We start from the raw sequence: 13,031 nt of genomic DNA, 5'->3' as shown, positions 1-13,031 counted from the left end.
CGCTGGCGATGAGCTGAAGGCTCCTGAACCTCGTCATTCTAGGGCGGAGCAAGGAGCGTAGCGACGCGCGCAGACCCTAGAATCCATTCCGTTACCTAGACCGAAGTGTGCAACGGTGCAGAATTTCTGGGCCGCCGCAGCGTCCATGTCACGGCATGGATCCTCGGGTCTGCGCGCGTCGCTACGCTCCTTGCTCCGCCCGTGGATGACGATTGCGATAGGCGTCTCGGCCAATCGCCAAGGCATGGGCTTTGCCAACGCACACATAACCAACCGGTCAAAACTTCTATGTTAAGAAACCGGGTCTAGTGCCGCCTTGTCGTGTCCTTCGGCCTTGAGACACCGGTTTCCGAATCCTCGTCGCGCACTTCGTGGCGACGGGCTTTGAGCGCCTCGTCGTTCTCCTCGACGCCCTTTCCGATCGCATCGGCCTCCGCGCTGGCGTTTTTGCCGTCGGGACGCTGCGGCGGCGAACCGGCAAAGCCTGGCCCCTCGCCGTGCGGCGCATCATCCGGCACGCCTTCACGCGCGGCATGTTCCTTGTCGAACTTGATGACCGGTTCCATCTTGGCCAGGACATCGTCCGAGAGCCAGCACAGGCTCATATGGCCGTTGCCGAGATTCTTCACCGGCGGCACCTTCGTCTCGCACAGATTGTCGGGCACCAGCCTCTTGTAGCCGCAGCGCGTCTGGAACGGGCAGCCGGTCGGCGGGTTCATCGCCGACGGGATGTCGCCTTCCAGCACGATGTGCTTCTTGACCACGCTGGTGTCGGCGATCGGGATAGCCGACAGCAGCGCCTCTGTATAGGGATGGTAAGGCGGCGAGAAGATCTGATCGGTCGTGCCTTGCTCGACGATGTAGCCGAGATACATGACGACGACGCGGTCGGCGATGTAGCGCACCACCGACAGATCGTGGCTGATGAACAGCATCGTCGTCTTGTTCTTGCGCTGGATGTCCATCAACAGCTCGGTCACCGCCGCCTGCACCGAGACGTCGAGCGCCGAGACCGGCTCGTCGGCCACCACCACCTTGGCGTCGCCGGCAAAGGCGCGCGCGACGCCGATACGCTGCTTCTGCCCGCCCGACAACTGGCGCGGCTTGCGCGTTTCGAAGGCGCGCGGCAGCTTCACCAGGTCGAGCAGTTCCAGCATCCGCTGGCGCCGCTCGGCGACTGTCCTGCCGACTTTGAACTTCTCCAGCGTGCGGATGATCTGCGAGCCGACCGTGTGGCTGGGGTTCAGCGTGTCGAACGGATTCTGGAACACCATCTGGATCGAAGACACCGTCTCGACATTGCGGCGCTCGATGCCGGTCGACTGGATCTCCTTGTTGCCCAGCGTCACGGTGCCGGAGCTTGCGGTCTCGAGGCCCAACAACACCTTGGCGAGCGTCGACTTGCCGCAGCCGGATTCGCCGACAATCGCGACCGTCTCGGATTCGCGCGCGGTGAACGAGATCGTCTCGTTGGCCTTGACGACGCGGCCTTCGCTGGAGCCGAACACCTCGCTGCCGCCGACCTTGTAGTATTTCTTGAGATCGTCGATCTTGAGCACCGGCGCGCCGGGCTCGACCTTTTCGTTGACCTTCTTGGCACCGGGCGGCAGCGCCTCCCAGTCGATCTCGTTGAACCGCACGCAGCGCGAGAAATGGCCCTCATGGCCCTCGACCGGGATCATCGGGATTTCCGCGGCGTTGCAGACGCCCTCGACGAAATGGTGGCAGCGCGGCCCGAAATTGCAGCCCTTCGGCCGCTCATGCGGCAGCGGCAACTGTCCAGGAATGGAGATCAGCGGCCGCGAGTTCTTGTCCGCGCCAGGCAGCGGGATCGAGCGGAACAGCCCTTGCGTGTAGGGATGGCGCATCCGGTCGAACACGTCCTCGATCTTGCCGGTCTCGACCGCTTCGCCGGAATACATCACCGTGATCTTGTCGCAGGTCTCGAGGATGAGGCCGAGATTGTGCGACACGAAGATCATCGAGGTGCCGAACTTCTCGCCCAGACCTTTGACCAGCTCGACGATGCCGGCCTCGACGGTGACGTCGAGCGCCGTCGTCGGCTCGTCGAGCAACAAGAGCGCCGGCTTGGAAAGCAGCGCCATGGCGATGACGATGCGCTGCTGTTGGCCGCCGGAAAGCTGGTGCGGATAGGAGCGCATCATGCGCTCCGGGTCGGGCAGCTTCACCGCCCGCACCATCTCCAGGGCGCGGTTGTAGGCCTCTTCCTTCGACACCTTGTCGTGGATCAGCGGCACTTCCATCAGCTGCTGGCCGATCTTCATCGCCGGATTGAGGCTCGCCATCGGCTCCTGGTAGATCATGGCTATCTTGTTGCCGCGGATCGAGCGCAGCTCATCTTCGGAGAGCTCGCCCATGTCCTTGCCCTGGAACTTGATCTTTCCGCCGACGATCTTCCCGATGTTGGAGAGGTCGCGCATTATCCCGAGCGACACGGTCGACTTGCCGCAGCCGGACTCGCCGACGATGCCCATCGCCTCGCCGGGCATGACCGTGCAGGAAAAATCCATCACGGCCGGGATCTCGCCCTTGCGGGTGAAGAAGGAGATCGAGAGGTTCTCGATCTCGATGATTGGCTGACTGGTCGCCTTGGCTGGATCTCGAACTGCCTCGTTCATGGGTCGCTCCAATCCTTGGTCCTTGGAAGAAGGGGCCGAAAACCCCGCCATCAATCTTTCATCGACTGTTCACGCAGCGAATCCGCCAACAGGTTCAGTCCCAGCACGAACGACATCAGCGCGATGGTCGGCGGCAGCGCCGGGTGGATGAAGGACCGCAAGAGGCGGCTGGCGTCCTTGATCGCGGTGCCCCAGTCGGGGCTTTCCGGCGCCAGGCCCAGGCCGAAATAGCCGAGCGTTCCGAGCAGGATCGTCGTGTAGCCTATGCGCAGGCAGGCATCGACGATCAGCGGACCGCGCGCATTGGGCAGGATCTCCCACAGCATGATGTACCAGGGCGATTCACCGCGCGTCTGCGCCGCCGCCACATAATCGCGCGTCTTGATGTCCATGGTCAGCCCGCGCACGATGCGGAACACGCCCGGGCTGGAGGCGAACACCACCGCCACGAAGATGTTGAGCTGGTTGGGATCGATATGGACGATGCGCAGCGGATCCTTGTCGAAGACGAGGCCCGTATAGATCCAGCCGCCTAGGACCAGCGTGATGCCGAGCAGGATATAGAGCCGGTCCGGTCGGTTCTTGTAGCGAGTCCAGAACAGCACGCAGAAGAAGATGATCGGGAACAGGAAGAACAGCCCCGCCATCCCATAGGGGATCGGCGTGTCCATGATGCCCGGCGTCACCAGCAGGTAAAACAAGAGGATGACCGGGAAGGCCAGCACCAGATTGGCAAGGAACGACAAGAGCGTGTCGATCTTGCCGCCATAATAACCAGCCGGCAGGCCGAGCGTGATGCCGACCATCAGCGCGAAGCCGGTGGCGGCCGGCGCGATGATCAGCACGATCTGGCTGCCATAGACCATCCGCGAGAACACGTCGCGGGCGAGCTTGTCGCCGCCGAAATAATAGACGAGCTTCGACGCCGGCTCGATCGCCCCGGGCAGCGTGTCCTTCATCACCGAGACCTGCGCCAGCGGATCGAAGGGCGAGATGGTGGAGGCGAAGATCGCCGTGAACAGCCAGAACAGGCAGATGAAGACGCCGGCAATGCCGACGCCGCTGTCGAAGAGCTGGCCGTAGAGCCCGAGCCGCTTCTTGTAGGTAAAGCTGGCGCCCATCACCAGGATGAGCCCGACCCACACCGGCCAGAACCGCCAGAGCACGCCGATAACCACGTTGAAGGCGCTGATATATTCGGTTTGCATCGGCCCCTGCCTCTACTGAACCCTGATACGCGGATTGAGAAACGCGTAGCCGACGTCGGAAATCAGCTGCGTGATCAGCACGATGAACACCGAGACCAGCGAGCAGCCGAGCAGCAGGTCGATGTCGTTGTTGCCGGCCGCCTCGACCAGCGTGTAGCCGAAACCCTGGTAGCGGAACATCACCTCGACGATGACGACGCCGGTGAGCAGCCACGGGAACTGCAGCATGATGACGGTGAAGGGCGCAATCAGCGCGTTGCGCAACGCATGCTTGATCACCACGCTGCTGAAGGACAGGCCCTTCAGCCGGGCGGTGCGGATATATTGCTGCGTCATCACCTCGACCATCGAGGCGCGTGTCATGCGCGCAATATAGCCGATGCCGTAGATCGCCAGCGTGATCACCGGCAGCGTGAAATTGTAGAAGGTGATGCCCTGGCTGGCGGACGCCGCCGAGCCGTTCAGCCAGCCGAGCCAGGATGCGAAGATGACGGTGAAGATGACGCCCGACACATATTCGGGCGTCGCCGTCGAGGCGATCGAGGTCACCGACAGCACGCGGTCGGTGCGCGAGCCCTCGCGCATGCCTGCGAGAATGCCGATCAGCAGCGAGATCGGCACCATCACCGCCAGCACCCAGAACATCAACAATCCGGTGGCGCCGAGGGCCGGGAACAGCTTGGCCGCGACCGTCGTCTTGAACTTGGTCGAGCAGCCGAAATCGCCTTGCAGGACGCCCGAGAATGTCGGCTCGGCCGGGTCGTTGCAGAAGGAGAAGCGCTGCGTCGTCTTTCCGGTCGCCGGATCGGTGATCGGATGCTTCGGCAGGACGCCCAGCCACTGGCCGTAGCGCACGAAGAAGTTCTGCCGGTAGCCATGATTGACCAGCCAGCTTTCGAGCTGGTCGGCTGGCGTGTGCATCTCGGTCTGGCTGATCGCCAGTTTCTTCAGATTGGGCTCGAGATTGACGAGAAAGAAGACGACCAGCGTCAGGCACAGCATCGTGAGCAGTATCGTGCCGATGCGTCTGGCGATGAATGAGAACATGTGCCCCCCTGCCGGCCGGGTTGGGGTCAGATACGTTCAACCCTGTTTCGAAAAGCGGATGACGCCCCGCCGCCGCTGCACGATATGCAACGGCGACGAAGCTGCAAATACGAGGGGCCGCGGCCCCCCGTATCCATCGCGCTATGGATCATGCCTGCTCGAGCCAGACCTTGCCGAAGTCGTGCTCGTAGGTGGGGTGCATCGAGTGGTTCTTCACCTCGGGCTTGATGTTGATGTAGAGCTTGCGCCAGTAAGGCTGGATGATGATGCCGGAATCTTGCAGGGTCTGCTCGATATCCTTCATCACAACCTTGCGCTTCTCCGCATCGGCAATGCCGAGCGCCTCGTTCACCTTCTTGTCGAAGTCCGGATTGGCGTAGGCCGTCTCGTTCCAAGCTTCACCGGTGCGGTAAGCGATGGCGATCACCTGGATGCCCAGCGGGCGCATGTTCCAGTTGGTTTCCGAGAACGGATACTTCGTCCAGTCGTTCCAGAAGGTCGAGCTCGGCAGCACGGTGCGCTTCACCTTGATGCCGGCTTCGCGCAGCTGGGCGGCGATCGCGTCCGTGGTGTTCTTGTGGTAGTCCTCGTCGTTGCTGATCAGTTCGTGCTCGAAATCGATCGCGCCGGCCTCCGTCAGCATCTGCTTGGCCTTGGCGATGTCGCGCTTGACCTCCGGCAGCTTGACGTATTCCGGATGGATCGGCGCGACGTGGTGGTTTTCGGCCGGCGTGCCGGCATTGCCGTAGCCGAGCTGCAGCACGGTGGCATTGTCGACGGCAAGCAACATCGCCTGACGAACCTTCTGGTCGTCATAGGGCTTGTGGGTGATGTTGAAGCGCGACACCACGGTGGCAGCCGTCACGACTTCCGAGACCGGAGCGCCGACGTCGGCGATGATCTTGATGTAGTCGGCGGTCGTTTCGTGGTTGGTCTGGACTTCGCCCGACTCGAAGGCAGAGACGGTCGCGGCCGGATCGGTGCCGTAATCGATGAACTCGACGCCGTCGAGGAAGGCCTCGCCCTGCCACCACTTGCCGGTCTCGCGGCGCTTGTAGACCACCTTCTGGCCGACGTCGTAGGAGACGAGCTCGAACGGACCGGTGCCGATCGGGCAGCTCTTGAAGTTGGCGCCCTTCTCGTCGAAGGTCTTGTGCACGACCAGCGCCGGATAGTCGCAAAGGTTCGGGATGATGGCGATGTCGGGCTTGGTCAGCTTGAGCTTGACGGTCATGTCGTCGACCTTGACGACGGAGCCTTCGCGCAGCTTCTTGGTCGTGTCGTCAACGAGGCTGCCGAGGCGGCCAGGCATGGAGTTGCCTTCCGCGCCCTTATCCGCCCAGCGCGTGAAATTGTAGATCACGTCGTCGGCGGTGAACTTGTCGCCGTTGTTCCATTCGACGCCCGGCCGCACATGCAGCGTATATTCGGTGGCATCGTCGTTGATGTCCCAGCTCGCCAGCAGATACGGCGCGAAGGTATATTCCTTCGTGTATTTCACCAGCGGCTCGAGCGCCTGGCGCTCGGCATTGGAGATTTCGGACCAGTCGGCGGTGCGTGGATCCTTCGGATCCTTGATCGACATCGCGACCTTGAGCACGCCGCCCTTCTTGCCCTGCACGTCCTCGGCCCGGGCCGGGGTCGGCGCGGCGAGGCCGAGCATGCCATAGGCCATTGCCGTCGATGCGCCGAAGACGCTGGCCATAGCCAGGAATTCGCGGCGGTCCACACCGCCCGATTTGGCTTCTTCAGCCATTTTCAGGATGTGATCGGGAACACGATCACCATTGCTCTTATAGATTGCCATGACTTACTCCCATTGTTGGCTTTCCGCCTTTTAACATTCCGCATCCAGACCGTGATGTCAAAACACGGTGTGGAGTAGGAACATGCCAGGGAATGTGCATCTTTGGCTACAACCCGGTTCGCGCGTTAGCGACAGTCTTGACGCAAATTTGTTATCGCGAGGCGGATTTCCCAAAAAATCGTCGCAGGCGATTAAATCAATACATTTTATACGGATAACGGCCCCGTCCCCGCGGCGGCCAGCCTGCTGGGCAGACACAGAAGCGCCGGCGCGGCCTCAATATTCGCGTTCGTAGAAGACGCCGCCCTTGGCTTCGCCGGCATCATTGGCCTCGCCGCGCAGCTTCACGCCGCGACCGACATTGAGGTCGATCGTGGCCTTGCCGGAGCCCGGCTTATCGCCCTTCTGTATGGTCACATAGGTGCGGTCGTTGAGGTATTTGCCGGCCGAAACCGCGGTGCCGCCCTTCTCGTCCGTCGTCACGTCGAGATCGTCGACGCCGATTGCGTTGCGCAGGCTGTCGAGCAGCGAGGTCGTGCCGCCGGCGCCTGCCAATTGCGCGGCGGCATCGGCGAGCTGGGCGATCTGCAGCGGTGACAGTCTGGACATGGATTGACCGAAGATGAGCTGCGCCAGGACCTCGTCCTGGGGCAGCGCCGGCACCGAGGAGAAGTTGAATTTCGGATCGGTCGCCTCGCCGGAAACCACGATTGTCACCGTGGCACTGCTTGTCGTGGTGGTCGCGGTGAGATTGAGGTAAGGCACCAGCGATCCCTGGAACCCGACCGTGCCCTCCGTGAATGTCAGCCGTTTTGCAAGGATCGTTAGCCGTCCGCGCTGCAAGGTGAAAGTGCCCACGGCCTGCGGTGACGACGCCGGGCCGGTTAGTTTGAGCGAGCCGCCGAGCTCGGCGTCGACGCCCCTGCCCTGGATGAAGATCTGGTTCGGCGCGTTGACCGTCACGTCAAGCGTCAGGCCGCTGCCGCCCTTGCTGCTGCCGCTGGACGTTGGCGGGCGCAGCGCCTTGTCCTGTGCCCGCACGGCGCGTGGCGCGTTCTTGTGCTTGACGTTGAGTTCCGAGAGTGACCCGGGCAGCTTGTCCGGAACGGTGATGACCGTCCTCGCCAGATTGATGGTGCCGGCGATCACGGGTGCCGAGACTAGCGGCCCCTTGACGGTCAGGTCGCCGCCGAGATTGGCGGTCACCACCCGGCCGTCGGTGTAGCGGCCATCGCTGAGCTTGATCGACAGGTCGGCCGGGAAGCCTTGCGCCGGCGTGATGCCCACCGTGCCGCTGGCCGACAGGCTGCCGCGCGTCGACAGCTTTCCGGTCAAGCGATTGATCCTGGCGACGCCGCCGCCGATCGAAACGTCGGCGTCGATATCGTTGACCGCCAGGCCGGAACGCGCATCGATAAGGCGCGCGCCGGATGTCGTGACTTTGCCGCTGATCACCGGCGCGGATGCGGGACCGCGCACCTGCACATCGACATTGGCAGTGCCGTTGAGCGCCAGACCTTGCGCGGCGAGCTTGGCGGCAAGGAAGGAAAACGGCACCTTGCCCTTGAAGTCGAGCGCCAAGGTGGGCGTGCCTGTCGTCGCCACCGTGCCGCCACCCTTGAGGCCGAGGCCGGCGCCATCGCTGATGTCGGCATCGAAAGCGAGCTTGTTGCCGACGAAGGTTCCCGACGACGACACATTCATGCCGCCGAGGCCGGCGCCGCGCGTCTGCGAGGTCTGCACGCCGGAAGCATCGATGTTGAAGGCCGCCGAAGGGGTCGCCGGCGCGCCGGTGACCTTGACCGTGCCCGAGACCGTGCCGGCTGCATCGAGGCCGGGCGAGAAACTGTTGGCGAGCGAGATCGGCACCCGAGCCAGGTTGGCGTTGATGTCGAGCGTCTGCGCGACCTTGCCCGTCACCGTCGCCGTGCCGCCGCCGAGATTCAGCACCAGCCGGTCGATCGTCGTCACCCCGTTGGCGATGGTCACGGTCGAGGCCTGCGCGATCGCGGCCTTGATGCCCTGCACCGTCGCCTGGCCCGACGCGAGCTCGACGGTCGTCGTGCCGTTGGCGACCCTCACCCGGCCGGCTGCCTTCGCCGGGATGTTCTTGACGGTTGCGCCGCCGGAAAAACCGGTCCAGTCGCCGTCGCGCTTGAGATCGACATCGATGCCGGTGATGGCGGTTCCGCCGGAAGTCACGCTCTCGGCGCGCACCGTACCGGCAATGACCGGTGCTGCCATGTAATTCGCGATCTGCGCGTCGATGGCGACATTCCTGGCGGAGAGATCGCCGCGCTTGATCTCGGAGGTGTTCGCCTTGACGGCGACATTGGGTCCGTTGGCTGCCTTGGTAAAAGCGATCGTGCCGCGCACATTGCCCTCGGCTTTTTCCAGCGCCAGCGCGGCCAGCGGCCCGATATCGGGCAAGTCGAGCGAAACGGTGCCGACCGGCACGAAGGCATCGTCGAGAGTGAGATCGCCGGCAATCTTGTTCGGACCGAGCGACAGCAAAAGCCCATTGATCGCGCGGCTGCCATTGGTCGTGGCGAGCACCGCGCTGCCTTGCAGATTCTGCCCGGCGACATTGCCGGTGAGCTCAACATTGGCCGCCGGATTGGCGGCATCGGCCTTGCCGCTGGCCGTAAGCTTCAGTCCCGTGATCTCGCGCGCCGCCACGGAAAGCCGGTCGCTGCTCACCGTCATCGACAGGTCCGGCGTGGTGACCGGGCCTTGCGCGTTCAAGACAAAGGCGATGGCGCCCTTGGCGTCTTTCGACAGCCCCGAAACATCGCTCAAGGCGCCTCTGATTCCGGCGGCCAACCTGCCGTCGGCAAGGCTCGCCTGCCCGTCGGCGCTGAGCGCGCCGGAATTCAGCTTCAGCCTGTCGACATTGACATTGCCATTGGCATCGCGCTTCAGCGAGGCGCTCAACGCAGCGCTCTCGCCAAGCATGCCGCGCACCGCCGCCGGTAAGGCTGAAGAGGCGACCTTGGCGTTCATATTGAGGTCGACCGAACCGTCGCCCAGCGATATCCGGCCGGCGACCTGGCTGTTGAGCGCATCGCTTCTCAAGGAGCCGCTGTCGACGGCAACGGCATCGGTCGTCAGGCGGCCATTGACCTTGGCCGTGACCTTGCCGGCGATCAGCGGCGCGATCGTCGGATTGTCGAGGCCAATCCTGTCCACCGACACCGTGCCGGAAACCTGACCTGCCCGCCCCTTGAGGTCGAAGGCATCCGAATGCAGCGCCAGGATGAGGCCGTCGACCGTCGCCTGGCTGGCGGCAATGGAAGGCAGGATCGCGGACACATCGAGCCGCGCCTGCGTGCTTTCGCCCGCCATCTTTGCCGACAAGGACTGGATGGCGATCTTGACCGGGCTTTGGGCGCTGCCGACGGTCAACGGCAGGCTGGCTCCGGACGAGGTAAGGTCGAGGGAGAAATCGCTGGCGCCGTTCGGGTTGAGAGTGCCGGCGGCCTTGCCTGAAATCCCTTCGCCCGAAAGCGTGGCGTGGTCCAGGGCGACGCCGCCCGCCAGCGTGTAGCTGCCCGCGGCGTCCAGATCCAGCGGCCCGAGCCCAGCCTGGCGGGTCTGGCTGGTTTCGGCGCCCGCCACCTTCGCGTTGAACTGAATGTCGGGATTGGACGATGGACCCGTGACGTGTGCCGTGCCCTCCAGCGTTCCGGCCCCGTCGAGGCCGGGCACGAAATCATTGGCGAGTGCCAACGGGAGGTTGGCGAGGTTTGCCGTCAGGTCCAGTGCCTGACCGGCGCTGCCGGAAACCGTCGCCGAGCCGCCGCCGAGATTGAGCGCGAGCTTCTCGATGGCGGTCACGCCATTGGCGATGGAGAGGCTGGAAGGCTCGGCTATCGCCGCCTTGATGCCGCGCACCGTCGCCTCGCCGGAAGCGATTTCCACGCTCGTCGTGCCGTTGGCGATCTTCACCCGGCCGGTGGCGGTGGCCGGAATGCCGGACGCCGTGGCGCCGCCTGTAAAGTTCGTCCACTCGCCGTCGCGCTTCAAATCGATGCCGATGCCGCTGATGACCGTGCTGCCGGAGGTCACGCTATCGGCCTTGATCGTGCCTGAGATCGCCGGCCCTTTCAGATAGTTGGCGATCAGCGCGTTGACGGTGATGGCTTTCGCCGCCAGATCGCCGCGGGCGATCGACGTGCTGGTCGCATTTACGGTGACGGTCGGCGCCTCGCCGTTCTTGGCGAAGGCGATCGTGCCGTTGATATCGCCGGTCGCGCTCTGATTTGCGAGCGCCGCGAGCGGTCCGATGTCGGGCACGGCAAGCGTCAGCGTGCCGAGCGGCAGGAACTTGTCGTCGAGCGCGAGATCGCCCGAGACCTTGTTGTCGCCCAGCGCCAGGCTGAGACCCCTGATCGAGCGCTTGCCGTCGGCCGTCACCAGCGAGGCTTCGATGTCCAGCGCCTGCCCCTCGGCGCTGCCCGTCAGCGAGATTTCGGCGGACGGGTTGGCGATGTCGGCCTTGCCCTTGGCCGAGAGTTTGATGTCCTTCACGGTGCGGCCGGCGGCCGTCAGGCTGGCGCTGTCTGCTGAAACGGAGAAATCCGGCGCCCAGCGCGGGCCGCTCGTGGTCAGCGCGAAATTGACCCCGCCGGCAAGCGGCGTGCCGGCGAGCGACGACAGTGGCGAGACATCGCCCAACGTGCCTTTGACGCTGGCCTGGATATCCGATCCTTGCATGCTGCCGGTACCGCTGGCGCTGAGCGAGCCGGAACTGATCTCCAGCGAATTGGCGGCGAACGCGCCTTGCGGATCGCGTGTGGCGGTGGCCGAGAATTTCACCCGCTCGCCAAGCAGCGAGCTGATCTGCGGCGGCAATGCCTTCGAGACGGTGTCGGCATTCATCTTCAGCGTCATCGAAAGGTCGGCCAGCGCGACATTTGCCGTCAGCCCGGCATTGAGCGCATCGCTGCGCAAGGTGCCTTTGTCGATGGTCACGGTCTCGCGGCTGATCGTGCCGGAAAGGTCCGCGGCGAGCTTGCCGGTCACCAGCGGCGCCAGTGTCGCCACATCGGTCTTCAGGCCGGCGGCCGCGAGCTTGATGGCGACCGGGCCGCTAAGGGTCTCGACATCGAAGCCGTCGGAATGGATCTCGCCCGTAATATTGTTGAGCTGCGTGCCCCCGACGGCGACCGAAGTAAGCGACGTGCCGATATCGACCATCGGCGCCTTGCCGTCGCCGAAGGCGCGCACCGTGGCCTTTTCGACCGCGACCAGGATCGGAACCGCGCTGTTGCCGACATCGACGGTGACCGGCTTGTCCTTGGCGGAGAGCTCGACCGCCAGGTCGCTGGCGCCCTTCGGATCGACATTGCCGGTGGCAGTGCCGTGCACCGCATCGCTCTCTATGATGGCCTGCTCGATATCGATCCCACCCGACGCGGTCGCCGTTCCGGCAAGGTCGAAGCTCGTCTTACCGGCAAACAAAGCCTTTATCTTCTCCGGCAGGAACTCTTCGAACTGGCCGTCGCCCTTGGCCTCGATGCGGTGGCCCTTGTCAGTGAGCTGGTGCCGGCCGGTCAGTTGGCTGACGATCCGGCCGTCGACCATGAAGGTGCCGACGCCGCTCCAGTTGGCCAAAGGCCCGCCGCCGGAAACGACGATGTTGACGGGCGGCGCATCCGGCAGCTTGAGCAAATTGGCGATGATGCCGCCGGCCGGTTCCGACGCCTTGAGGTCGAGGTCGAGCTTGTTGTCGGCCGGCGCAAAGTGGATCTTGGCGTCGACATTGCCTTGCTTGCCGTCATGGCGGCTGACGTTGAGCACGCTTTCGATCGCCAGCGGCGACGGATCGGCCTTGAGCGAACCCTTGGCGGCCAGTTCGGCGATGCCGCTGCCGGCAAGCTCCTGTCCAAGCGCGATCTCCGGCAGGTCGATCTGCTTCACGTCGATCGACACCGGCAGGCTGGACGAGCCACCTTGCGATGGCTGCTGGCTCGGCTGCGGCAGCCGCGCCAGCTCGATGCGCTCGGCGGCTAAGTGATCGGCATTGAAATTCCAGGACAGCAGCGCCGCCGGCGACCAGTCGAGCGATACCTTGCGCGCCACCATCCAGGGGCCGGCGCGGTCTTCCAGCACGATGTGGTCGACCCTGAGCGCGCCCGACCAGATGCCTTCGATGCCGCTGACCGTCACCTTGCGGTCCTCGTTCGAAGCCACCTTCGAAATCAGGCCGGCAAGATTCTGCCGGCCGCCTTCGGTGCCAGTCAGAACGACAAGCGCGCCGATCGCCACCACGAGCAGCACAAGCAGCGCGTAGAGGCAGATACGGAGGATGCGCCAGACCATCTTCAT

General features: G+C 64.0%; 5 protein-coding genes. All 5 read right to left on the bottom strand.

Features of this window, described 5'->3' with window-relative positions:
- Positions 1 to 305 precede the first annotated feature (305 nt).
- On the bottom strand, positions 306 to 2,639 hold the full coding sequence (locus LB520_RS23035) for an ABC transporter ATP-binding protein (protein ID WP_224639489.1): 2,334 nt from the start codon (positions 2,637 to 2,639) through the stop codon (positions 306 to 308).
- 50 nt (positions 2,640 to 2,689) lie between these two features.
- Positions 2,690 to 3,847 (bottom strand): ABC transporter permease, encoded by a 1,158-nt coding sequence (locus tag LB520_RS23030; protein ID WP_140839587.1) that lies wholly within the window; start codon positions 3,845 to 3,847, stop codon positions 2,690 to 2,692.
- A gap of 12 nt (positions 3,848 to 3,859) precedes the next feature.
- Positions 3,860 to 4,894: an ABC transporter permease gene (locus LB520_RS23025; protein ID WP_224639488.1), complete on the bottom strand. Its 1,035-nt coding sequence runs from the start codon at positions 4,892 to 4,894 to the stop codon at positions 3,860 to 3,862.
- 148 nt (positions 4,895 to 5,042) lie between these two features.
- Complete coding sequence (locus LB520_RS23020; RefSeq protein ID WP_140839585.1) at positions 5,043 to 6,701, bottom strand: ABC transporter substrate-binding protein; 1,659 nt, start codon at positions 6,699 to 6,701, stop codon at positions 5,043 to 5,045.
- 276 nt (positions 6,702 to 6,977) lie between these two features.
- Entirely contained in the window at positions 6,978 to 13,031 is a 6,054-nt protein-coding gene (locus LB520_RS23015) for a translocation/assembly module TamB domain-containing protein (RefSeq protein ID WP_224639487.1), read from the bottom strand.

The organism is Mesorhizobium sp. CA12 (genome assembly GCF_020165255.1).
Classification (GTDB): Bacteria; Pseudomonadota; Alphaproteobacteria; order Rhizobiales; family Rhizobiaceae; genus Mesorhizobium.
Note: the sequence above shows the minus strand (reverse complement) of the source record. Positions and strands in the feature narration are given on the sequence as shown.

What these genes read in the sequence shown, in the direction of transcription:
- LB520_RS23035 (WP_224639489.1), bottom strand. Translation starts at nt 2,639, where the DNA reads ATGAACGAGGCAGTTCGAGATCCAGCCAAGGCGACCAGTCAGCCAATC.
- LB520_RS23030 (WP_140839587.1), bottom strand. Translation starts at nt 3,847, where the DNA reads ATGCAAACCGAATATATCAGCGCCTTCAACGTGGTTATCGGCGTGCTC.
- LB520_RS23025 (WP_224639488.1), bottom strand. Translation starts at nt 4,894, where the DNA reads ATGTTCTCATTCATCGCCAGACGCATCGGCACGATACTGCTCACGATG.
- LB520_RS23020 (WP_140839585.1), bottom strand. Translation starts at nt 6,701, where the DNA reads ATGGCAATCTATAAGAGCAATGGTGATCGTGTTCCCGATCACATCCTG.
- LB520_RS23015 (WP_224639487.1), bottom strand. Translation starts at nt 13,031, where the DNA reads ATGAAGATGGTCTGGCGCATCCTCCGTATCTGCCTCTACGCGCTGCTT.